Below are 23,985 nucleotides of genomic sequence, written 5' to 3'. Positions count from 1 at the left end.
AAATTATTCCTTATGCTCGCTAAATTAGGTAGAAAGAATACGTAGCAGACTAATATAATCTTCTTTAATATCAATGATTTCCGCCATTAATTGTTTTACTTTACGGCAGGCATGGAGCACCGTAGTGTGGTCTCTACCCCCGAAGGCTTCCCCAATTTCAGGTAGGCTATGATTGGTGAGCTCTTTAGCGAGGGCCATCGCTATTTGGCGGGCTCTTGCTAAGAAACGACTTCGCTTTTTAGATAAAAGATCGACAACTTTTATTTTGTAATACTCTGCCACCGTTTTCTGAATGTTATCAATCGATACCAGTTTAGCTTGAATAGCGAGCAGATCTTTTAATGCTTCTCTAGCGAAATCTAAAGTAATGGATTGACCCGTAAAATGTGCATTGGCGATAACGCGTTTTAAGGCGCCTTCTAATTCTCTGACATTAGATTGAATCCGCTTTGCGATGAAAAAAGCCACCTCATGCGGTATGGCAACATTCGACTGCTCAGCCTTGCTCATTAGAATAGCGACCCGAGTTTCTAATTCGGGAGGTTCAACTGCTACCGTTAATCCCCAGCCAAATCGTGATTTGAGTCTATCCTCAAGCCCTTTAATTTCTTTAGGGTAATTATCACAAGATAATACAATTTGGCGTTCGCCTTCAAATAGCGCATTAAAAGTATGGAAAAATTCTTCTTGAGAGCGATCTTTGCCGGCAAAAAATTGAATATCATCAATTAAAAGTGCATCCATTGAACGGTAAAACCGCTTAAAATCATTCATCAAGTTGCGTTGTAACGCTTTAACCATGTCAGCCACAAAACGTTCAGCATGCAGGTACATTACTTTCGCATTAGGATTTTTTTCTTGAATGATATTGCCAATGGCGTGCATTAAGTGGGTCTTACCTAAGCCAACGCCCCCATAAAGGAGCAAGGGGTTATAGGCGGTGCCTGGATTTTGAGCCACCTGAAAGGCGGCCGCGCGCGCAAGTTGATTCGACTTGCCTTCGACAAAGTTACTAAAATTAAAAGAGCGATTGAGATTGTTCGCAATCGAAAAGCTAGTATTAGAATTTGAGGTCACAGCCATGGGGGGAGGTTTAATAATAAAACCAGGCGATTTTTTTGAAGACCCAATTTCAAGAGTGACTTTATAAGTGACAGATTGACTAATATCTTTCGTCAACACCGTGATTCGCTCGAGGAAGCGTTCAGATATCCACTCTAAAACAAAACGGTTAGGGGCAAATAATAACAAACAGTCCTGCTGTTCTTGGGCTTGTAAGGGCCTAATCCATGTATTGAATTGTTGTTGAGGTATTTCATCTTGGAGATGGGTTAGGCATTTGAGCCAAATGGGCGTTTCATTCATAGTATCTGAATTCGACTTTTGCCAATTTGACATTTCCATTACCCTAATTATTTTTTGTTAGAAGAAGAGGGCGCAATTTTAACTCCTTTTAAACAAGTTATCCACAGTACAACTCAACAATGTTTACATTGATTAATACGCAGGAGTATCCTGTTATTTCGGAAACCTCATTAACATCTCAAGGAAAAATTATGCTGCGACTCGCGGGTATTGGTGCCCTAGGAAACATGCTTAGTCACTCGGCAATGCATCTATTGGGTGAAAATAGTCCAGCACGTTTTCTGCGCATATATGATCGAAACCCTGTTGATATAACGAAGGCGCATAGACGAGAAGCATGGCAAGTGCATGGGGCTAAACTTGTCTCGAGTTATGAAGAACTAATTCAAGGAGGTGATTTAGAGGGGATTATCATCTGCGGGGGTAAAAATGGCGATGATATCAGCATTTTTACACAAGTTATCAACCAGATTAATCAACATTATCCCGATGACAATAAACCTTTCATACTCCATTTTTCTACTGTGAGTGTTGAATTTGTCGAGTCAGCTAATAAGGCTTGTTATCACCATAAGATTGAATACGCAAACTATCCCCTCACGGGCGGGGTTAAGGGAGCTGAAACTGCCACCATGTTAGTCCTGGCCAGTGGCGCCAAATCATTATATGAAAGACTCGAGCCCTTACTAAGAAAAATAGGCAAACCTAACTATTACGGGGAGGAGGTTTCAATGGGAGCGAAAGTTAAGCTCATTGGACATTTAATGGTGTTCAATGGCTTGATGGGAATCACCAGTGCAGCCGCATTACAAAATAAATCGTTAAAACTGTCTTTGCAAACTGAAGAAGAATTCTTCAACTTTTTGAATCAAGGAGCGGGGGGAACGCGGCAATGGGACATCACCCTTAAACAAGCTATTGTTGAGGGAGTGTGGGACAAGGGATTTTTACTTGTTCATGCGGCTATCGACGCTATTTATACGGCAGATTTGCTCATTAAATATCACATGCCAGCAATATCTATCTATCCTATTCTGCAAATCTCTACCGCATTTAGTTTTTTGGTGGATCAGTACGGTCCCCAAATAGCGACTCAGTCCCTCTTAAAGGCCATGGTGGCTTCTCCTGGGGCATTAGATGAATTTACGAGGCGTTTTCAAGATATTGATATTCAGGCATTTTTAGAAAATTCGATCAAGGCTCTCCCTGGATCGCTACAAGAAAAAGTTAAGCTCCGGATAACCGAGCAAGATTTTGTTCTCTCCTAAACTTGCTTTTTATTTTTTTGAACTATACTAGTTTTGATCATAGTTATTTATATGTAAATTGCGAGCAAAAATCATTTATTTTAATATATTATACGGATATAATATTAAAAAACGTGGAGAGAGAGTTTTTTTATGAGTACTACACTAACCCTTGGCGTCTGCCAAAAAGAGCCTTCTCCGATCAGGAAGATCGAAGAAGAGTTGAAACAGGCCTCACAAACAATTCTAAGCAATTATCTCAAAGATAACAGTAAAGTAGCGGATGACTACGATAGTCGATATCGTCTGCAAATTGCTTCAATCAAATGTAGCCAAGAACTATCTCATTGCGCTAAAAATGCTTTTGATAATCTCAAAAAATTAGGTAGGTCTCCTACTGAAGTACAAGACAAATTTAACAAAATAAAATCCAATGTCGAAAACCATTTGGAAATCGTGTTAGGGGAGTCTTCAAGATTATATTTCGAAGCAGCGTGCAGTACTATTTTGAGCCCCAAGGGAGAGCGGCCCAAGGTTCCTTTAAACAATTTGGAGAGCCGACCAAGTTATGCTGCTTGGCGCAAATAAATTATAAATCATCAGCCACTAGAGGCGAACGTCCATTTTCGGCTGAATTTCACTTAAAAATGAAAAGAAAACTGCTCACATACCTATGTATGCTGCGCTTTTTCATTTTCATTTTTAAGTGAAATTCAGCGCAAAACTGAACGTTCGAGCAAAATTCAAAAATTAGTGCTGAATAGTTACATTATAAATTAGTTAATACTAAAACTGCGCCGATTAAGGCTACGACAAAATTAACGGTAATTTGATTACTTAGTGTTGTGTGTAGAAAAAAATAATTAATCAATGCCATGGTGAGTAAGCCAATCCCCGCTCCCAGCCACTTTCTTTTCTGTAATTTTCTATTCAATAACAAAATTGCTTCAGGACGTTCTATATTTTGGGGAGTTGTTTTTACGACCAGCGCGTTATGTATTAAGTCTGGCATCTCCAGAATTTTATCTAGCCATTGCGGAGCTGATCGGTGGATTTTCTGTAGCAGAGCCAATGGGCCCATTTCTTGTTTTACCCATTTTTCAAGATAAGGTTTTGCCGTCGTCCAAAGATTAAGCTCGGGATAAAGTTGCCTACCGAGACCTTCAATGTTTAACAAGGTCTTTTGTAATAAAAAGAACTGCGGCTGTACTTGCATATCAAATTCACGCGCTGCCTGAAATAATTTCAATAATAATTTTCCAAAGGAAATATCTTTCAGTGGTCGCTCGAAGATGGGTTCACATACTCCACGTACTGCAGTTTCAAATTCGTCGATACGTACATTTGCCGCCACCCACCCCGACTCCACATGTAGTTCTGCGACTCGTCTATAATCGCGACGAAAAAATGCGAGTAAATTTTCAGCAATGTATCTCTGATCAGAAGGACTCAATGTGCCCATGATTCCAAAATCGACGGCGATATACTGAGGATCAAGCGGATTTAGTTTGTTCACAAAAATATTACCCGGATGCATGTCTGCATGAAAAAAACTATCGCGTAACACTTGAGTAAAAAATATTTCAACACCCCGCTCCGCTAATTTTTTAAGATCAACACCATGCTGTTTAAGCTGCGTTAAATCCGAAATAGGTATGCCAACAATTCTTTCCATAACAAGAATTTTACTACTACTGTAGTCCCAAAAAACTTCAGGGACATAGAGCACAGGCGAGCCTAAAAAATTTCGTCGTAACTGAGAGGCATTGGCGCCTTCGTGTAAAAGATCTAATTCATAACTAATGGAACGTTCAACTTCTGCGACTACTTCAATGGGTCTCAAGCGTTTGCCGCTGGGAACAAATTTTTCAGTCAGTGCTGCCATACTATAAAGTAGGCCAATGTCGCGGCGAATAATTTTGTCTATGTTGGGGCGTACAATTTTAATAACTACTTTTTTACCATTTAAAAGCGTAGCGGCATGCACCTGAGCAATTGAAGCAGAGGCTAAAGGAATTGGATCAAAACTTGCAAAAACTTCTTCAATAGGTTTTTTATATTCTGATTTTAAAATCTGTAGCGCAATTTCTGTCGGAAAAGGAGGAACCTGATCTTGCAGTTTTTCAAGTTGCTCTACAATATCTGCTGGAATTAGATCGGGTCGCGTAGACAGTATTTGACCAAATTTAACGAACACAGGGCCAAGCTGTTCCAGAGAAAGTCTTAACGACTCTCCGCGCGATTTCTTATCTTTATCCATCCAATACCATGGGCTGAAATAACTCAGAAATGAAAATGATTGGAGGGACGGAGCCGAAAATACAAACGTGTCTAATCGATTACGAAATAATATAAAGTTGATGTGGAATAAGCGTAAAATTAGCAAAGGTCGTGTGATAAATTTCATTGTTTCTCGATATCCTCTAAGCGATCCCAACGTGCTTCTAAACGCTCTATGTCATAACGAAGCTTCGAAATCTCATCGTAAAAATCTTCCACTTCTTCGCGGGTAGGAATGAAGCGTTTTTCTTCTTGTATATAATCCTTCACATCTTCGATAGTGCGCAGGGTATTCGTGGTGGAAGATTGCTTCACTTTGCTCCACAACTTCGTTATTTGATTAGTGGTAAAATCACCGGCTAAAAATGCAATATATTCTTCCCAATTGATATCAATTGATTGAATAAAGTGTTGAGTGTCCTGCGCAAAATCAATGTCACCCTCAATAATCAGATCTTGTGCAGAGTTGCCCGGTTTTATTTGCTTCAGTAGAGAAATTACATCGCCGACAATGAGTGCATCTGGAACATGTTCATACACAGTGTAGACATTTATTTTATTTGGCAGAAATCTAAAATAAAAAGAGTGATTAAAATCTTTAAGTTGCAACGTAAGCGTCTTGCCAGCATGTTTGGTGAGTAAATCGTGGTGTGATGGATCTAAAACGATAAGCTGATTTATAGTTGTTTCTAACATACGAGCTAGAATGAGTTTAATCAATTTTATAGCCTCTATGAATAGCCACTATGCCGCCTGTTAAATTATCATAACGACAGTTTTCGAATTTTGCTGTCGTCATCATGCTGCAAAGGGTTTCTTGATTAGGATGCATGCGAATAGATTCTGCGAGATAGCGATAGCTTTTATCGTCTTTTACAAAAAATTTCCCCAATAAAGGCAGAACATTAAAGGAATAAAGATCATAGAGCGAACTCAAGATAGGGGAAGTGGGATGTGAAAATTCTAAAATAAGAAGTTTTCCGCCAGGTTTGAGAACCCTGTAGATAGAGTTGAGTGCTTCTTGTTTGTGGGTCACATTGCGAAGGCCAAAACCGATGGTAACGCAATCAAAACTGTTATCTGGAAAGGGGATTGATTCGGCATTTACTTGTAAATAATGGACATTATTCACTCGCCCATTTTCGATCAGACGTTTTCGAGCGATAGCCAACATCGATGCATTGATATCTGTGACGAACAAAGACCCTCCATTTAGGAGAGGTGCCATTTTCAATGCCAAATCACCTGTGCCCGAAGCAAGATCTAATATCTGATCGGTGGGTCGTATTGATGCGATTTCAATAGCAAATTGTTTCCAAAGTCGATGTACCCCGAGTGACATGAGATCATTCATCAAGTCGTAACGTGTAGCGACAGAATTAAACACCTCGGTAACTTTTTTTGTTTTCTCGTCAAAAGAAACGTTTTCATAACCGAAATGCGTAGGTTTATCTTGGGAGGGTGACATAATGCGTCCTAATCAAAAAAATCAAATTATACTTGATTCAATAAAATGTTGCAGCTTGATAAAGGCTTTGTTAAACAGTATCTCCAATAGTAAAAGGTCGTCACTATATTGCAACCTCGTTCCATGACTTTGGTGAGCTCAGCCGTAGAGCTGGATCTTGCGAACAAGTTAGGGGCATGGAGTGTTCAAAGGATTTAGGGCAGCATGCGATTAACGCTTATTATTTATCTACTGATGTTGGTCATTTTGTCGGGCAGTGCAGAAGCTTATCCTTCCTTGCCGCAATTTTCTTTTGCCGCCGAAAAAAGTGATTTCTATGGATTAGTGGTAAATCCTCGCTATGCCAATCTCTTAACTGACACGAGTGCGCTTGGACTTGAAATAGGATTTGGTGCGAGAGAGTTTCGATTAGGAGGCACTCTGTCCAGCCTCCTATTCTATAATCAGTGTCTTAAATTCACAGCGGAATACTTGTCGCAGCAAAATCAATTTAATTTCTTAGAAGGCACGCAACTTTTATGGAATGAGCAACATACTTTCGCCGCGGGGTACGCTTATCTATTAAAAAATGCACCGATTTCAAGTTTCAATTTGGGGATCTATGAAGGTGGATCCCGGGATGAGAATTTATCACCCATCTATCATGTAGCAGATGATATTGACATTCTTTATCGTAATATCAAGGGGGCTACACTGTATGGCGGCAATGCCGGTGTTAGTCTCCAACCCTTGTTATTCACGAAAATTAATTTAGATTTATATATGGATGTCATTAATTATCGAAACATAGCAGAAGCCCAGCCCAGCAAGGGAGGACTTGGATATGGAATTAATGTGGAACAGATTTTGCACCCTCGCTTTTTGTTAACGCTTAATGCTGTTCGTCGTGAAATATATGATCAATACAATGTAAAACTAAGCTGGCTCATTCTAAATCACCTCTGTTCTCGATTAGAGTTATCGTTGTTGGGCCAATATGTTGCCGGAAATTTGCCCCAGCCAAAAGAAACAAGAGTTGGCTTAATGTTAACTTACCGATGGAATAACAGCAGTGGTGTTTTTGACTATAGCAGGGCTCCGTCTTTGCAAGAGTATATTCTCACTGCTGCGACCAGGCCATTAATCAGAATGCCTAGAACATTTGTGGCGAGAGACCAAAAGATTGTTTTGCTACCACGTTTGTGAACTACTTTTTTCCTCTTAAACCAAGTATTATTCAGGGTCGTTACGAAGGAGACATTAAATGAAAATATTAGGGATGATGTTAGTTTTCATACTTACCTTAGCTCAAAATGTCTGCGCCCAGCCTCTAGAATATAAAGATGAACCCAGTTTTTGCCAAAGAGTTACCAAATATATTTACCAAAGACCCGATCTTACGGTGAGAAATACGCCTATCCGTATCCGTACACGTAGCGATCATCCCATTGCCCCTCGAATAAAATTAACACGAAATTTACCTTTTATTGATGCCGTTTTCATTAGAGGTGGAGTCGATCTACAAATTATCGGTACGCCGGGCTGTAATAAAATTTCAGTCAAAACGGCATATCCTGGTCTGGGTGTCAAAGTATGTGATGGGGCTATCTACATCAGTAATACCAAGCCGGTTGATTGCAATCAAAATCCAAAACCTTGCATCAAACTTTGTATTAATGAATTACGCCATTTAGTGGTCGCGGGTACTAGTTGCTCGGCGGGCGGGAATAGCTGCATCACAGTTAATAATATTCATTCGCCTTGTGGTTTGGAGGTGGAGAGTTGCGGCAGTGGTTTAATATGTATTAATGGTCCAGTTAATTTAGTACGCGTGATGAATAATGGCACCGCGACAATCTGTGTTAACCATATCCAAAGTGATCATCTGCATGTGCTGGGGACTAAGTATGGCGTAGTTCGGTTATCAGGATCAGCCGATTTATTATTGATACGATCATTCCAACACGCTACTGTTGATGCGCGATTTGTCTGTTCCCATACCGCGCTCGTACAAGCAGCTGACGAATCCTTCGTAACGGTACGTTCCGTCGGGAGTTTGCAGGCCTTTGCAAGTGGTATGAGTAATGTGTATTACTACGCTAAACCGGGTGAGCTAATCCAACATAATGTCTTGTCTGGAAATGTCTTTCCCATGGGCGGATGGTAAATTTCAATGTAGATAGGTGCAGATTCGATTTCTCCAGCCAGGCAACCATTTACCCTCATGACTGGAGGGGGAAGCCTGTCTAACTCTTTCTGTGAGAGCATTATTTGCTGACCAAACAAAAGCTTGCACGGTGTTTAAATGGCATGGCGCATACCTCATGCCTTCCACCACCTGTAACAAACCCCAGCCTGAGCCTCTTTTTGAAAACACCCCCGCTCCTTCACCTTTAAAGTTTACATAATCGACTAGCGCATAAATACCTTGCGGGGTTGATGAAAGATTTACGAATTGCTCAAAGATAAATTCTCTGTCTTCGTATGGGGTATTTGTAATGAGTTTTGGTAGCGCATTAACGAGTCGATAGACCATGAATTGTGCTTGAACGGGGATGGTGTCAACAAGAAACTGGCGGAGTTCTTGCATTTTTTTTGATTGTTGAGCTGCTTGAAATTCTTCTCGAGTATGCCAAGGGCAGGGGGGTGTGATTTCACCTTGCAGCCAGTACGGCACGGTTACACCCACTCTTTCCATATATCTGATTAATTGGGGGAACCCATCTTTGGCTGAATTAAGATGTCCCTTAGGAAACCAATTAAAGTGTCCAATCCCCAGAGAAGCAAATCTTTCGCCATTATTCCATGTGGTGAGACCGGCAATTTTACCATTACATTCGTTGTACCAAATTTTAATTCCAATTCTAAGTGCGGATTCGCGATTGATATCAATGAAGGGGTAGCCAAAAGCAGGTGTTAAATAACATAAGAGTAAGATAAGAAAAAAAACGCGTCTCACAAGTGTATCCCTACTGCGTGGTTTTAGATGGGCCTGCAGATTTTTGCGCTAAAGTGACTAGGCAAACTCCAAATAATATAAGTAAAGCCGCTAATGAAGTCCAGCAAAGCGATGCCAGAAATAGAAAGGGACCTAGGGATTGCCAAAAAGCATAGCCCAGAGCCGGCACCCCACAGCTACCTAATATGAAGAGTAGGTTATGGCAATAAGTTGCTTTCTCACGGCCATTATATAAAGTAAACTTTAAAACTATTTTGTGTTAAAGGCTTAAATAACATGATAGTCCCTAAGACACTCCCCATTCATCCATTTTGGAATTTTTCTGTAAAAATTTACCGCGAACCCATTGTTGAAGAAAGCTTAATTACATTACAAAATGAACGTGGTCTCAATGTCAATATTGTTTTATTTTGTTGTTGGTTTGCATTATGCGATCAGGGCCGTATTCCCAAAAGCGATTTGAAACAAATCTTAATCAATATTCAACCTTGGCATGACCGCATTGTATTGCCGCTTCGTAGAATTAGACAACAACTAAAAGAGCAACTAAATCCCCCTTGGCCAGAAATAAGAAACGAAATATTGCGACAAGAGTTAGCCTCCGAGCAAATCGAACAGCTCATCATGTTAGAACAGTATGCCTACAAAACTAGGCCTATTCGAACTACCTTTCAAAAAATTATTGATATCTGCAAAAATATCGCCGTGTATTGCCATTTATTACAGGTTTATTTAGATGCTAGCGATTGCAGTAGTATTAGCAACGTGTTGGGGACAATCTTTTCGAAAATTGATCATGAAGATATTCTGCGTTATTGTATGGAGCATTTAATTGAAAAAGAATTACAATCAATGAGTTTGACTGCTCAATTTCCCTTAGACTTATAGACTTATAACGTAGACCTAGGAACTAAAATGACTGCATTCAAAAGGATTTTGTTGATAGCGCTATTATTATTAACGCTAGTCTATATTGGTTATCAACTTTATCTTATTTTCTCTCCGCTAAGGATTGCACGAAATGAAACTAAATATTTTCATTTAGTAGATGAATATCAAGTGTTAAGAATGCAACGTTTAGTACTCCAGGAAAAATATGCGCTTGGACACTTAAAAAATATCAATTCAGTACAATCACGCAAAACATTATTGCCTAATGCGACGCTGGCTTTGCATCAAGGGGTAATATATCACCAGCCCATTGCGCTCTCCCTAGAGCAAGCGAAAACTTTTGAACAATTAGAGGCTTATGTGAGCAATAATAAACCATTGCGGCCGCAGTCCCTCACTAATGATGAAAAATTTTTGTTAAATGCCCCTTCTGATAATTTTACATTGCAATTAATGGGTGTTAGAGAGCCTGAGGAATTAACGCGGTTTATCCGCGATAACAAGGTACAAGAAGCTAAGATATTTCATACCTACTACTTAGACAAAGATTGGTATGTGTTGGTCTGTGGTCTTTATAAAAATCATACAGAAGCATTGCAAATGATGGATAACTTGCCAGAAACCATACGCACACAAAAACCCTGGATTCGCCAGATATCTAATATTAAGAAAGCAATCCAAATTTATCGGTAAGGATTTTCATGCGTTTATTGCGATTTTTAATACTTCTGCTCAGCATGCTTCAGTTGTTACAGGGTTGTACCCTGTTATGTCGAGTGAACTGTCGAACGGTCGAACACATTCAGAGGCCCTGCCCGTCAGCGCCTTGCGGAGTGTTCCCACGTGTTTGTCCCGCCGTAAAATTGCCGGGATTTTATCGGCCTGATTTTGGTTGTATTGAAAATTTGCAAAAACTTACGGCATTACGCCAACGTGGAATTGGGGTAATTGTGCTGGGTGATAGACTACGAATTATTTTACCAACGGACACGCTTTTTACCCGTGATTCAATGGAGTTTTGTGCGCCAGTTGATATTAATGATTGCCATGTTTCCACCCTCGCAGACATTGCAGAAATAATCAAATGCATCTCGTGTGTGCCGGTCGTAATTACGGGTCATACCGACGATGTGGGATCAAGACCTGAAAGATTTCGTCGTTCACGCGCAATGGCACAAGCGGTTGCTGCACATTTATGGGCTCAGGGAGTAAGCTGGGATAGATTAAGAGTCATTGGCCGAGCAGATTGTGATCCGATTGCCAGTGATATGTCTGTATTTGGTAGTACCGATAATCGGCGCGTGGAAATAAGGTTAGATTTTAGTCGTAATTACAATTACAACTGTCGCTATAATAATGTTTATTGCCCGGACTGCGTAGGTAAGTAATTAATCATTTCCATCAGCGAGATGTTAAGAGAGGGGGTTTTTAGCGGCACCAACCAGGCACATCGCCATCTCTAATGACTGCTCATAATTTAATCGTGGATCAACTAATGTTCTGTAAGCCTCTTTCAAGTTAGCTTCTGTTAATCCACGTGCCCCACCAATACACTCTGTGACCTCATCACCTGTTAATTCAAAATGTACCCCTCCTAGATAGCTATTTTGCGCTTGATGGATTGCAATCGCTTGTTCTAATTCGGAGAGAATAATATCGAATTGTCGTGTTTTGTAGCCCTCTGTCGTTTGTGTAGTATTGCCGTGCATAGGATCGCAGGTCCATAACACTTCAGCGCCCAGAGATTGCACCGCTTCTATTAAAGGAGGCAATTTTTCAGCGATGTGGGTCGAGCCAAAACGATGGATCAAGGTAAGTTTGCCCGGTTCATTATTCGGATTTAAGCGCTCTACTAACTGCGTAATTAATGAGGGAGTCATTGAAGGACCCACCTTAATTGCTACCGGATTGGCAATGCCGCGAATATATTCAATATGAGCGCTTTCAAGTGAGGCTGTCCTCATTCCCACCCAAGGATAATGCGTGCCTACATTGTACCATTTTCCAGAATCATCCTGACGAGTTAGCGCTTGTTCATAATGAAGATGCAGGGCTTCGTGGCTGATATAGAAGTCCATTCTTTTCATTGTTTCTGAAACACCGTCAATAGCTTTGATAAATTCCATTGCGTCATGTACCTGATCTACAATGAGATGATATTCATGTTCCATACCCGATTCTTTCTTGAAACGTAAATTCCAATATTCAGGGTGAAATAAATTAGCAAATCCACCTGAAACAAGAGACCGGATAAAATTCAACGTCATCGCTGAATATTCATACCCTTCTAGCATTCGGTTAGGGTCTGGACGCCTTGCCTGTTCTTCAAATGCAGCATCATTAATGAGGTCACCGCGATACGTTGGCAACGTTACACCATTGATAGTTTCAAAATCAGACGAGCGTGGTTTTGCATACTGTCCCGCAATTCGCCCTACGCGTATAACGGGTTTATGTAAGCCATGAAGCAGTACTAGGCTAATTTGAAGTAAAATTCGTATCTTATTGAGAATGACATCTGTGTTACAGTCAGCAAAACTTTCCGCGCAGTCACCCCCTTGCAATAAAAATGCTTCTCCGCGCGCGGCTTTTGCTATTTGAGACTTAAGTTGCTCTATTTCAAGTGGAATTACGAGTGGCGGAAGTTTTTGAAGTTTATTAATCACCCGATCGCGTTCTGATAGGGAAGGATAATCTACCTGCTGTTCGATTGATTTTTTTTGCCAAGATTCTAATTGCCACGGCATATCATTTCCCCCTTAAATACCTACTCGCTGCTTTTGCATTAACCGCCAAATCACGAAGAAATGTTGTTATGGGCCTACAATTAGAGTGCTTATCATTTCATGCGATGAGATGAACAGTAACGCCAGAGGATAATCTTATCATTATTGTTGATATTTTTTATAGTAATTCATTAACCCCTGGGTGGAGCTATCGTTGGAGGGTTTTTGATTGTCAGTAGAAAGTTGCTGATAAATTTCGCCAGTGAGCTGCTTTCCGAGTTCCACTCCCCATTGATCAAAGCAGTTAATATCCCAAATGACGCTTTGTACAAAAACCTTATGCTCATACAATGCGATTAAGGAGCCGAGAGAGAAGGGGGTAAGCTTAGGAATTAAAAGTGTGTTACTAGGACGGTTTCCCATTAACACTCGGTGTGGTAAAACCTTTTCAATTTCCTGATCTGATAAATTTTGTTGATGTAATTCTTGTCTCACTTCCTGCTCAGTTTTCCCAAGCATAAGTGCCTTACTCTGACTTAAACAATTGGCGACTAACCAAGTATGATGATCCTCAAGGGGATGATGGCATGTTACCGGAAGAATAAAATCGATTGGAACAAGTTGGGTCCCTTGATGTAACAACTGATGAAAAGCATGCTGGCCATTACTACCTACCATGCCCCAGATCACCGGACTTGTTGCATAGTCCACTTTTTCACCATTATGACGTCGGTATTTCCCATTGCTTTCCATTTCTAACTGCTGCAGATAAGCGGGAAGTAATTCGAGGTATTGGTCATAGGGCAGGATGGCATAACTGCGTACATTAAAGAAATTCACATACCAAATATTTAATAGGGCTAAAATCACTGGAATGTTTTTTTCCAAAGGAGAAAGTCGAAAGTGTTCATCAATAGCATGAGCGCCGTCCAATAGAGAATGAAAATTCTCCATTCCTACCGCGATTGCAATGGGCAAACCAATGGCTGACCATAATGAGAATCGTCCTCCGACGAAATCCCAAATAGGTAATATATGGTCGATGCCCCATTCTGTTGCTTTTTCAGGACAGGCAGTTATAGCAATAAAATGTGCAGCAAGCGCTTCTTTATTCGGACAAGCTTTAAGTAACCAATTTTTTGCACTGAGGGCATTAGACAATGTTTCTTGAGTGGTAAACGATTTTGAAGCAACAATGAATAACGTAGTTTCAGGATTTAAATTTTTTGTGGCCTCCCAAATATCAGTGTCATCAATATTAGATACAAAATGACATTGCACTTTATTTTGATGATAAGGTGACAGCGCATAAGTGGCCATCGCAGGTCCTAAATCTGAGCCACCAATGCCAAGATTGACAACATCTGTAATAGGTTTATTGCTGAAACCCAGCCATTCTTGGTTGTGGATTTTTTCCACGATGCATGTCATTTTCTCGAATGCAATTTGGATCTCTTGCGTTACATTTACTTTGTCGATATATATCGCAGGGCTAGAAAAATTACGCAGGGCCGTGTGCAGTGCTGAGCGATCCTCGGTAGAATTTATTTTTTCACCCGTGAATAACCGCTCTATTTGCTGTTGCAGATTACATTCTTTAGCAAGTTTAACGAGTAAGTGTAAGGTTTGTTCTGTAATAAGATTTTTAGAATAATCAAATAGCAAGCCATTCGATTCGAGAGAAAATCGTTTAAAACGTTCGGGATCTTCTTTAAATAGATCTCTCAAGTGCAAATTATCAAAAAGTTGCGCGTGATCTTTTAATTGTTGAAAGATTTGATGATGTTCTAACATTGCTTCAAACATATTTACAAATTCGTTTTATACGGCAGCGATTAAGCACGCCGATTTTTACTAGACAAGCTCACGAAAGTAGCTGTGAGTACCTTGAACACCAATAGCTTTTCCTAATCGATCGAGTGCCACAGCATAAGCCGCTGTGCGCATATCAATTTTTTTATCGTTCATCAATTGATACACCTCATTAAATGCCTTCACCATTACCACTTCCAGCTTATGGTGTATTTCTTCTTCAGTCCAATAATAGCCGGCTCTGTTTTGTACCCATTCAAAATAACTTACTGTTACGCCGCCTGCATTCGCTAAAATATCGGGCACTACCATGATATTTTTTTCAGCAATTATAGAATCTGCATCATTAGAAATAGGTCCATTTGCTACTTCTATGATTATTGGAGCTTTGATATTTTTCGCATTCTTTTCATGAATCTGATTTTCCATCGCAGAAGGGATGAGAATATCAACTTCTAGCTCCAGCAATTCGTCATTAGTAATTTGGCTTGCAGGAATTTTTTCCATCACAGAACCTTGGCAATAGACTGCTTGAACTTCTTGTGTTTCTAATTTGGCGCGAATCAAACTCGGCACGTCAAAACCTGTTTTGCTATAGATGCCGCCCTTTGAGTCGCTTACAGCAACTATTCTGTAGCCGTCTGTGTGTAATAAATGGGCTACATGTTGTCCTGCATTTCCGAAACCTTGTACCGCAACGGTAATGTCATTTGGGTTCCAGCCTTTTTTCTTTTCTAGCTCTTTAATACAGTAATAGGCGCCGCGACCTGTAGCATCATCACGTCCTAAGCTTCCGCCTAACTCTATAGGTTTGCCGGTGATAACAGCAGGAGAATGACGATGATTCAATTTAGAGTATTCATCCATCATCCAGCCCATGATCATTGAATTAGTGTAGACATCGGGTGCTGGAATATCTTTATCAGGTCCAATAAAATAAACGATTTGTTCAATAAATGTTCTGCTTAGTCTCTCAACTTCTAGTCGTGATAATTTTTTCGGGTCTACCGTAATGCCCCCTTTTGCACCCCCGTAAGGAATGTTGACCACAGCACATTTGAATGTCATCCATAAGGCCAACGCTTTTACTTCATCTAACGACACTTCCGGGTGAAAGCGTATCCCGCCCTTGGTAGGGCCTCGCGTATTATCGTGATGCACTCTATAGCCTGTGAAAATTTTCAACGAGCCGTCATCCATCCGCACCGGTATCGAAACCTCTAATGCCGCCTTAGGATGTTTTAACCTTTCCAATGCTTCTGAATCAATGGTCGAATAGTTAAAGGCTTTATCAAGTCGAGCTAGGGCTTGGTCAAAAATTGTAGACATAGAGGCTCTCCTTATTTGGTAATCTCTTTCCTGAGACAGGCGCAGTCTAGCATTTAACTCTATGAGGTACCATATTTTTCCTGATACGAAAGTATGGTTTCGAGCGCCTCATGATGTTGCGGATGATGTCTTAAATATTCAATAATATGGCGCAATTTAACGATACTGAGGGCCTTAACATTATAACGCGTTTCAATTTCTTTCATTGCAGTTAGGTCGCCTGACCCTTTTTCTTCACGATCAAGAGCGGTAATAATTCCAATTAACTGTGTTGGAAAAGTAGCGATTAACTCCGCTGTTTCTCTAAATGTTGTACCGGCACTAATCACATCATCAACCAGTAATACGCGACCTTGTAACGGAGATCCAATGATGTAACCTCCCTCGCCATAGGCTTTTTGTTCTTTGCGATTAAAACAAAAAGGCACATCCTGTTGATATTTTTCATAGAGGGCGATGGCTACGCTCGAGACAATGGGAATACCTTTATAGGCGGGGCCAAAAAGTATATCGTATTCTATGCCCTCGTTTATAATGGCCTTAGCGTAAAATTGGCCTAATTTAGCCAAGGAAGCAGCAGTATTAAATTGTCCTGCGTTGAAAAAATAGGGACTTTTACGTCCAGACTTTAAAGTAAAGTCGCCAAATAGAAGCGCTTTTTGTTCAATAAGAAATTCAATCAGCTCATATTGATACGGTTCCATCGAATATCCTCTGTGGTAGCACGGTCTTTATGTTGGACAATAAATTGGTTCTACTTGCCGTCGTCTCGCGAACAAGTCTCGGGGTACTGCGTGATGGTAACCCTTGAAATAAGCTTTTGTAAATTCTTGTCCGTACAAAGAGTACGAGTTTGGTTTGCGTTTAAAAAAAGGTACAATAAATAGATGAATGAAACAAATATTCTTGCAAATTTAAATGAAAAACAGCAACAGGTGGTCTCCGCCCCTCTGTCTCATCTTGCTGTTATTGCAGGCGCTGGAAGTGGCAAAACACGGGTTTTAGTGCACAGAATCGCTTGGCTCATTGAAAAAGGCCATGTGTCTGCGAATAGAATTTTAGCGGTTACATTTACTAACAAGGCAGCTTCCGAGCTTCGTGCTAGAGTGGAAAATCTTACGCACTTATCGATAAGAAGTATGTGGCTGGGTACCTTCCACGGGCTTGCGCATCGTTTTTTACGTTTACATTTTCAACAAGCAGATTTGCCTGCAACATTTCAAATACTCGATTCTGATGACCAATACCGTCTCATAAAAAAAGTACATACTGCTTTAAATTTAGATAATGACAAGTGGCCACCTAATCAATCTCAGTGGTATATCAATAACAAAAAAGATGAAGGAATACGTCCCCCACAAATTTTGGCAGAATCCCATTTTGATAAAATCCTGCAAAGAGTTTATGAGAACTATGAAGAACAATGCCAACGAAGTGGGTTAGTAGATTTCGCCGAATTATTACTACGTAGCTATGAGGTATTATTAAAAGACCTAAATTTACAGCAACATTATCAAGATCGTTTTGCCCACATATTGGTGGATGAATTCCAAGACACTAATGCCATTCAATATGCCTGGCTAAAACTACTGGCGGGAAAACAGGCCAACCTGATGATTGTGGGCGATGATGACCAATCCATATATAGTTGGCGCGGTGCTCAGATCGAAAATATTTATAAATTTAATAGAGAGTTTCAGGCCGAAATTATTCGGTTAGAACAAAACTATCGCTCAACGAAAACAATTTTGTCTGCGGCAAATTCAGTCATTGCGAATAACAATAATCGATACGGAAAAAATTTATGGACTGAAGGCCAAGAGGGAGATCTTGTTTCAGTGTATATGGCTTTTAATGAAATAGATGAGGCTCGATTCATTGTAAGCCAGATAAAAAATTGGCGAGAAGAAGGAACGTCGTTGCAGGAAATTGCAATTTTATATCGTTCAAATGCTCAATCTCGCGTGTTAGAAGAAGAGTTACTTACTGCAAGTATTCCTTACCGGATTTATGGCGGTCTCAAATTTTTTGAGCGCGCCGAAATTAAAGACGCGCTCGCTTATCTGCGATTATTAGCCAATCCGTTTGACGACGGGGCATTTGAACGTGCGGTTAACATGCCTCCACGTGGAATAGGAAATACTACTTTAGCCGCTGTTCGAGAACATGCGCGAATGACTAACCAAACATTATGGCAAACCAGTGAACAAATGGTGCACGAAGGCAAGTTAACAGCTCGCGCGAACCAAGCGTTGGGTGGATTTCTTAGACTAATCCAACGGTTTCAGCAAGAAACGGGCGATTTAACTATTGCAATGCAAACCAAATATGTCATAGATCAAAGTGGGCTATATGAACATTACAGTAAGGATCGCTCCGACAAGACGCAATCACGCCTTGAAAATTTAACTGAACTTATTCAAGCGACACAGCAATTTCGTGCAGAAGATGCGTTTGCACTACCACCGTTACAATCTTTTTTAAGTTATGTAGCACTTGAAAGTGGTGAAAACCAAGCAGAACAGTACGAAGATAGTGTGCAATTAATGACCCTCCACTCAGCCAAGGGACTTGAATTTGAAATTGTTTTTTTGTCAGGGATGGAGGAAGGGTTATTTCCGCATAAAATGTCAATGGAAGAACCCGGTCGCTTAGAAGAAGAAAGGCGACTCTGTTATGTTGGCATGACCAGGGCGCGAAAAAAACTCTATCTCACATATGCGGAAGCAAGGCGCATAAATGGTAGTCAAACTTACCGTTACCCGTCACGATTTATTAATGAAATCCCCTCTGATTTGATTCAAGAAGTAAGAATTCGTCCTAAAGTTATGCGCCCAGTTCAGTTTTCCACAACGTCGATCATTCCTCATGATACGGGTATTGATTTCCAGCTGGGTGAAAGGGTTAGCCATCGGAGTTTCGGAGAGGGGGTGGTGATGAATTACGAGGGACAAGGTCCACAAGCACGTATCCAAGTTAAATTTCGTAAGGCAGGGATTAAGTGGTTGGTCCTAGAGTTTGCCAAGCTCGAAAAATTAGCTTAAAGCCTCTAGAGGCGAACGTCCATATTTGGCTGAATTCCAACGAAAAACTCAAAGAAAACTGCTCACATACTTGTGTATGCTGCGCTTTTTCTTTGAGTTTTTCGTTGGAATTCAGCGCAAATCTGGACGTTCTTGCCAGTGGGGGGATGGGTGTTGACAGAGGAATGTGGGGACCTAGCTTATTTGTGTCTACTGAGGTTGGGTAAAACCTCGAATGCGTTCAAATATGCCTTTGATAAAGGCGAGGCCTAGTAAGGCGAAGATGTCGAAAAAGAGAAATGTCCATCCAGGAATGCTCAGTCCCAAGAAGCTCCAGCTGACTTTCGCACAATCTGCAGACCCTAGGAACATTGTTTTGATGGCCTGTGATAAAGGCAGTGACTTGAGAAGGTAACTTATTCCCGGGACACAGATTTCCCCCAAAGGATTAGGCTGTCCCTGAAGCCATAGATGCCTGCCAGCGAACACCATGCCAAATATAGCGAGCATTAATGTCATAGTGCCATATATTCTTTGCCCTCGTGTTCCCGGATTATGGATGCTGGCAACCAGGAAGATGAAGGCGAGAAGTCCAAAGACGCACCGTTCAATAACGCAAAGGGGGCAAGGTTGAAGATTTAGTACGATTTCCATGTAATAGGCGAAAGCGATGAGCCCGCAACACATCGTAAAACTAATTAAATTAATGGATCGTCCCGTAATTATTTTCATTTTTTTAACTTAACATAAAATATTAATAATTGTAACCATAGCTCAATTACGGTAGTTCGCCAAGGAAAGGGGTGCCATATTTTAATGCAGGCAGGTTAAGATGGCTGGCTAGACTTTGACCTATATCTGCGAAAGTTATTCGTTTGCCGATTGAGCCAGGGCTTTTCACGCCGGGGCCGTAGACTAGAATAGGAATGTGCTCTCGGGTGTGGTCTGACCCCGGCCAGGTGGGGTCGCATCCATGATCCGCTGTAATCACGACAATATCTTCAGAGGTTAATAAGCCATTTATTTCTGGAAGGCGCTGATCAAACTCTTCTAAGGCAGCCGCATATCCCTCTACGTCTCGTCGGTGACCATAGGAAGAGTCAAAATCCACAAAATTAGCAAAAATAAGGGAGCGATCAGGCGCTGAAGTCAGGGCATCCAATGTGGCATCAAATATTTTCATATTCCCCACCGCTTTAATTTCTTGAGTAATTCCCTGGTGAGCGAAGATGTCAGCGGTTTTTCCAATGGCGATTACTTCACCTCCTGCGCTTTTAAGCTTATCAAGCAAGGTGGGCGCAGGGGGCGGTAGAGAGTAATCTCGGCGATTACCCGTACGATAAAAGTGGCCGGGTTCTCCAGAAAATGGGCGTGCGATAACCCTTCCGATGTTAAACGGGTCTACAAGACGTCTTGCAACTTCACAGAGATGGTAAAGACGATCTAAACCAAACGATTCTTCGTGTGCGGCGATTTGGAACACACTGTCCCCTGAGGTATAAACAATCGGTTTGTCACTTCTTATATGCTCTTGGCCAAACTCATCAATAATTTGAGTGCCTGAAGCATGTCGATTACCTAGAATGCCAATGACACCAGTCTCTTCAATAAAGGCATCCGTTAGACTTTGAGGGAAGCTAGGGTAGGTAGCATCAAAATATCCCCAATCGAATAAAACAGGAACGCCGCATATTTCCCAATGACCACTCGGCGTGTCCTTGCCATAACTAAGCTCCACGCCATACCCGTAACGAGCGTTGTATAAAGACGTATCCGGCGGGCCACCGATGCTTTCACTTAGTGCAGCGAGTAAGCCTAACTGGGAAAGATGAGGAATGCGAAGGGGCCCGTGTGATTTACGTTTTTGCGCAGAGGTTGATAATTTGCAGTAGTCCAGAATGTGGCCTAATGTGTTGGCCCCTTTATCACCATATTTATCGGCATCTTGAGAAGCGCCGATTCCAAAAGAATCGAGCAATAAAACAACAACTCTTTTCACTATCACTCCACATCGATGATATTTATTTAGGCGTGCTGCCAAACGTTTCTTTGATAGATAAAGCCGCGAAAAAAGCGACAACAATACCGATTGGGAAGAGCCACATGGCGAATTGAAAATCATGCGCTGAATACTGACGCAGACCCATTGCCATCGTACCCGTCCAGTGATAGTCCATTAACCATCCAAATAAAGGCTCAAAAATAGCGCCACCACTAATTGCGCAAAGTGACACCACGCTAACGCAGGTCGCAGTGAGCATGCGTTGATTGCTTTCTGTTACGACGGGGTAGCTAATTACTTGGGTGCTGGTGGTCCATCCTAATAAGAAGAAAAGTAACAGCAAAATAGGTAAGGTTAAGTTTGAAGAGAACATAATTAATGCAACTACTATAGAAGAAGCGATAGCGCCTACTATCATCGGTTTTTTACGGGTTTCCAGTTTATCTGAAAGCCACCCCATCATTGGAGAGCCAACAATGGTCCCTAAGAAGATCATAGAGGTCACAATGGTTGAATCTGTTCGAGTTAGATGGTGAACGCTATTTAAATACAGGCTACCCCATAACCCTCCTAATAGAAATAAAGGTAAGTTTAAAAGGCTAGTATAGATACCGCAAAACCAATTTTGTCGTGAGAGAAAGGCGTGTTTCATACTCTGCCAATTGCCATATTGTTTTAACTCTTGGCGGTCAGTATCAAATTCGCTGCGCATATGTGCAGGAAAGTCTCGGACGAAAATAAAGATGAGCACAATAATGCCCATCCCTAACATAGCATCGAATTGCAAGGCCGCTCGCCACCCCGTGCTATTCACGAGTAAAGTTAGGGGCGCCTGAGCAATCATGCCGCCTACCATCGCCATGGTGACGATTAATCCTGATATTAAGGCCATACGTTGTCTTGGAAACCAGCGAGAAGCAAGTCGTATACAGCTAAGAAAACAAAAAGCGCTACCAATGCCAGTTAAAAAACGACACAGAGTCACTAATTCAATGTTGCGGGCTAAGGAAAAAGAAAAGGTTCCGGCCACACAAACGGTCAATGCAATGATGATGATTTTTTTAGTCGAGAAGCGATCCAGAATTAACCCTGCAGGAACTAAAAACAACACATTGGCATAGAAGTAACTTGCCGAAAGCTTTCCTAGCATAGCGGCTGTCAATGAAAACTCCTGCATAAGTTGAGCATTCATGGCATTGAACATATTCATTTGAATAAATTCATAGAAAAAAAATAGAGAAGCGATAAAGCACACTACCCAGGGAGCATATTTTGATTCTTGCTTAATGAAGTCGGCGCCCTGTTCTAAGGTTAAGTTTTGGGAATTCATACATTATCCAGCGGTTTACAATAGGTTTCACGAATAAAAAAAGCGGCAATGAGTCCTATTACAAAGGCAACAGGGATCATCGACATCGCCAGCATAAAATCATTTTTTGAATATAAAGGCACCCCATTTAGATACCGATGCTGCCAATTAAAAGACACGAGGGTGCCAAAAAGAGGCTGTAATGTGCCCCCCGCCATAATTAAAGTTGATGCGATTCCTTCGGAGGTGCCAATCAAGGCTTTTGGATTGCTTTCTGCAATTAGAGGATAACTGATTATTTGGCCGCTAGTAAAAAAGCCTATTGCGAAAAAAAGTAACAGTAAACTCAAGAGGGACAAAGAGGGTGTGAACATCACAATTAAAATAGAGGCTAACGACAGACTGGCGCAAATAATCATTGGAAGTCGCCTTTTCCCTATTCGATCGGAACACCACCCAATCAGGGGAGAACCTATAATAGTGCCAAAGAAAATCATAGAGGTAACGAAAGACGCCTGCGTTCTTGATAATCCTTGTATTTGAACAAGGTATAACCCTCCCCACAGGGCTCCGAGTAAGAAAATAGGTAGGTTAAGTAGGGAGGTATATAATCCTGCCAGCCAATTCTGTAGGTTTGCTAAAGACCGGCCAAAGGCCTTAATAAAAGCTTTACCCGCAAGATTTGTGTGAGCTGCAACATTGCCCTCAGTCGGGCCGTCCTTGACGAAAAGCATAATTAAAACAAGGATTAACACGCCAACCGATGCATTGATTAGCATCATTTTTCGCCAACCAAGCATATCCGTGAGTAACGTCATTGGTGTTTGGGCTAACATTCCCCCAAACATGGCTAAGGTTACAATCAGCCCGATGACCAACGCTAACCTTCGCGGAGGAAACCAATTAGCGGCTAAGCGTATGCAGCTAATGAGACAGAATGAGCCTCCTAGGCCAGTAATAAAACGGGAAAGCTCGGCAATCCAGATTTGATTCATCGTGGCGAATACGTAAGTACATAGAACAGAAGAACTCATGGCGACCAAAATAACTTTTCGGGTAGAGACTCGATCCAAGATCATGCCTGCGGGTATGAGAAAAATGAGCGTAGCATAGAAATAATTTGCAGAGATATGACCGACGCGTGCTGCAGATAAAGAGAATTCTTTCATTAACGAGGGAGCTATTGCATTAAATATATTTACTTGCATGAATTCAAAAAAGAAAAATAAGGCGGCGCAAAAGCACGTCAGCCATGGAAGGTACCTGGCGTTGTCCGCAACTGATGCTGGGGTTACCGTGCCTGTAATCACAGAACTCATTGAGACTCCTGGTATCTATTAATGAAAACGGATAAATTTTAACTTATTTTTGCTATAAAAACCATGTTTTGCCGCGTAAAAATGATTCACGCAAACCCAGCCTCGTACCTAGATCGACTCATCTGCGTCGGGTTCGCGATCCCCTTTGCGCGGGCCTGCGACTCCCTATGCGTCGGCTCCGCGACTTGCCTCTACGTCGGCTCCGCGACCCCCTATGCGTCGGCTCCGGCGACCCCCCTTTACTACGTCGTCCCGCGACTTGTTCGCGGGATCCAG

The 23,985-nt window shown here is 41.4% G+C and carries 21 protein-coding genes; 8 read left to right on the top strand and 13 right to left on the bottom strand.

What is annotated here, in order from left to right:
- Positions 1 to 24: 24 nt before the first annotated feature.
- Positions 25 to 1,398, bottom strand: coding sequence for a chromosomal replication initiator protein DnaA (dnaA, locus tag H0U71_00740; GenBank protein ID MBA2653579.1), 1,374 nt, complete (start codon positions 1,396 to 1,398; stop codon positions 25 to 27).
- Between the two features lie 158 nt (positions 1,399 to 1,556).
- Between dnaA and H0U71_00735 the strand changes: the two genes are divergently transcribed.
- Both H0U71_00735 and H0U71_00730 read left to right on the top strand, forming a co-directional pair.
- Positions 1,557 to 2,633 carry an NAD(P)-dependent oxidoreductase gene (locus H0U71_00735; protein ID MBA2653578.1) on the top strand — a complete coding sequence of 359 codons (1,077 nt, stop codon included), beginning with the start codon at positions 1,557 to 1,559 and terminating at the stop codon, positions 2,631 to 2,633.
- Positions 2,634 to 2,765: 132 nt separating this feature from the next.
- Positions 2,766 to 3,200, top strand: a complete 435-nt coding sequence (locus tag H0U71_00730) for a hypothetical protein (protein ID MBA2653577.1) — start codon at positions 2,766 to 2,768, stop codon at positions 3,198 to 3,200.
- Positions 3,201 to 3,381: 181 nt separating this feature from the next.
- Here H0U71_00730 and ubiB read toward each other — a convergent pair whose 3' ends face one another.
- From ubiB to ubiE, 3 genes are read right to left on the bottom strand one after another with little or no spacing between them, the layout of a single operon-like run.
- Positions 3,382 to 5,019 (bottom strand): ubiquinone biosynthesis regulatory protein kinase UbiB, encoded by a 1,638-nt coding sequence (gene ubiB, locus H0U71_00725; protein MBA2653576.1) that lies wholly within the window; start codon positions 5,017 to 5,019, stop codon positions 3,382 to 3,384.
- Positions 5,016 to 5,612 (bottom strand): SCP2 sterol-binding domain-containing protein, encoded by a 597-nt coding sequence (locus tag H0U71_00720; protein MBA2653575.1) that lies wholly within the window; start codon positions 5,610 to 5,612, stop codon positions 5,016 to 5,018. The genes ubiB and H0U71_00720 overlap by 4 nt, the downstream gene beginning before the upstream one ends.
- On the bottom strand, positions 5,605 to 6,360 hold the full coding sequence (ubiE, locus tag H0U71_00715) for a bifunctional demethylmenaquinone methyltransferase/2-methoxy-6-polyprenyl-1,4-benzoquinol methylase UbiE (protein ID MBA2653574.1): 756 nt from the start codon (positions 6,358 to 6,360) through the stop codon (positions 5,605 to 5,607). Before ubiE ends, H0U71_00720 begins: the two co-directional genes overlap by 8 nt.
- A 204-nt stretch (positions 6,361 to 6,564) precedes the next feature.
- Between ubiE and H0U71_00710 the strand changes: the two genes are divergently transcribed.
- Together H0U71_00710 and H0U71_00705 are read left to right on the top strand one after the other, a co-directional pair.
- The gene (locus H0U71_00710; protein MBA2653573.1) at positions 6,565 to 7,545 is read left to right on the top strand and encodes a hypothetical protein; all 981 of its coding nucleotides are present in this window, start codon (positions 6,565 to 6,567) and stop codon (positions 7,543 to 7,545) included.
- A 58-nt stretch (positions 7,546 to 7,603) separates the two neighbouring features.
- Positions 7,604 to 8,506 carry a DUF2807 domain-containing protein gene (locus tag H0U71_00705; protein ID MBA2653572.1) on the top strand — a complete coding sequence of 301 codons (903 nt, stop codon included), beginning with the start codon at positions 7,604 to 7,606 and terminating at the stop codon, positions 8,504 to 8,506.
- Positions 8,507 to 8,509: 3 nt separating this feature from the next.
- On the opposite strand, the gene H0U71_00700 is transcribed toward H0U71_00705, so the two are convergent.
- Positions 8,510 to 9,298 carry a hypothetical protein gene (locus tag H0U71_00700; protein MBA2653571.1) on the bottom strand — a complete coding sequence of 263 codons (789 nt, stop codon included), beginning with the start codon at positions 9,296 to 9,298 and terminating at the stop codon, positions 8,510 to 8,512.
- 276 nt (positions 9,299 to 9,574) lie between these two features.
- Here H0U71_00700 and H0U71_00695 point away from each other — a divergent pair, with 276 nt between their 5' ends.
- From H0U71_00695 to H0U71_00685, 3 genes are read left to right on the top strand one after another with little or no spacing between them, the layout of a single operon-like run.
- The gene (locus H0U71_00695; protein ID MBA2653570.1) at positions 9,575 to 10,186 is read left to right on the top strand and encodes a TIGR02444 family protein; all 612 of its coding nucleotides are present in this window, start codon (positions 9,575 to 9,577) and stop codon (positions 10,184 to 10,186) included.
- 27 nt (positions 10,187 to 10,213) lie between these two features.
- Positions 10,214 to 10,882, top strand: a complete 669-nt coding sequence (locus tag H0U71_00690) for a hypothetical protein (protein MBA2653569.1) — start codon at positions 10,214 to 10,216, stop codon at positions 10,880 to 10,882.
- 8 nt (positions 10,883 to 10,890) lie between these two features.
- On the top strand, positions 10,891 to 11,577 hold the full coding sequence (locus H0U71_00685; GenBank protein ID MBA2653568.1) for an OmpA family protein: 687 nt from the start codon (positions 10,891 to 10,893) through the stop codon (positions 11,575 to 11,577).
- A gap of 24 nt (positions 11,578 to 11,601) precedes the next feature.
- On the opposite strand, the gene H0U71_00680 is transcribed toward H0U71_00685, so the two are convergent.
- From H0U71_00680 to pyrE, 4 genes are all read right to left on the bottom strand, one after another.
- Complete coding sequence (locus tag H0U71_00680; GenBank protein ID MBA2653567.1) at positions 11,602 to 12,936, bottom strand: 3-deoxy-7-phosphoheptulonate synthase class II; 1,335 nt, start codon at positions 12,934 to 12,936, stop codon at positions 11,602 to 11,604.
- A 141-nt stretch (positions 12,937 to 13,077) separates the two neighbouring features.
- Positions 13,078 to 14,709: a glucose-6-phosphate isomerase gene (pgi, locus tag H0U71_00675; protein MBA2653566.1), complete on the bottom strand. Its 1,632-nt coding sequence runs from the start codon at positions 14,707 to 14,709 to the stop codon at positions 13,078 to 13,080.
- Positions 14,710 to 14,769: 60 nt separating this feature from the next.
- Positions 14,770 to 16,056, bottom strand: coding sequence for a Glu/Leu/Phe/Val dehydrogenase (locus H0U71_00670; GenBank protein MBA2653565.1), 1,287 nt, complete (start codon positions 16,054 to 16,056; stop codon positions 14,770 to 14,772).
- Positions 16,057 to 16,115: 59 nt separating this feature from the next.
- Positions 16,116 to 16,760, bottom strand: coding sequence for an orotate phosphoribosyltransferase (pyrE, locus tag H0U71_00665; protein ID MBA2653564.1), 645 nt, complete (start codon positions 16,758 to 16,760; stop codon positions 16,116 to 16,118).
- Positions 16,761 to 16,943: 183 nt separating this feature from the next.
- Here pyrE and uvrD point away from each other — a divergent pair, with 183 nt between their 5' ends.
- Positions 16,944 to 19,100 carry a DNA helicase II gene (gene uvrD / locus H0U71_00660; GenBank protein MBA2653563.1) on the top strand — a complete coding sequence of 719 codons (2,157 nt, stop codon included), beginning with the start codon at positions 16,944 to 16,946 and terminating at the stop codon, positions 19,098 to 19,100.
- A 189-nt stretch (positions 19,101 to 19,289) separates the two neighbouring features.
- Here uvrD and H0U71_00655 read toward each other — a convergent pair whose 3' ends face one another.
- Genes H0U71_00655 through H0U71_00640 form a run of 4 tightly spaced genes read right to left on the bottom strand, consistent with a single transcriptional unit; the run spans position 19,290 to position 23,709 of the window.
- The gene (locus H0U71_00655) at positions 19,290 to 19,811 is read right to left on the bottom strand and encodes a disulfide bond formation protein B (protein MBA2653562.1); all 522 of its coding nucleotides are present in this window, start codon (positions 19,809 to 19,811) and stop codon (positions 19,290 to 19,292) included.
- A 46-nt stretch (positions 19,812 to 19,857) separates the two neighbouring features.
- Positions 19,858 to 21,081, bottom strand: coding sequence for a phosphopentomutase (locus H0U71_00650; protein ID MBA2653561.1), 1,224 nt, complete (start codon positions 21,079 to 21,081; stop codon positions 19,858 to 19,860).
- A 19-nt stretch (positions 21,082 to 21,100) separates the two neighbouring features.
- Positions 21,101 to 22,411: an MFS transporter gene (locus H0U71_00645; protein MBA2653560.1), complete on the bottom strand. Its 1,311-nt coding sequence runs from the start codon at positions 22,409 to 22,411 to the stop codon at positions 21,101 to 21,103.
- Positions 22,408 to 23,709, bottom strand: a complete 1,302-nt coding sequence (locus tag H0U71_00640) for an MFS transporter (protein ID MBA2653559.1) — start codon at positions 23,707 to 23,709, stop codon at positions 22,408 to 22,410. The genes H0U71_00645 and H0U71_00640 overlap by 4 nt, the downstream gene beginning before the upstream one ends.
- Positions 23,710 to 23,985: the final 276 nt, after the last annotated feature.

This window comes from Gammaproteobacteria bacterium (genome assembly GCA_013697705.1).
Classification (GTDB): domain Bacteria; phylum Pseudomonadota; class Gammaproteobacteria; order UBA6002; family UBA6002; genus UBA6002.
The sequence above is the reverse complement of the archived record's forward strand: the minus strand, read 5'-3'. Positions and strand labels throughout refer to the sequence as shown.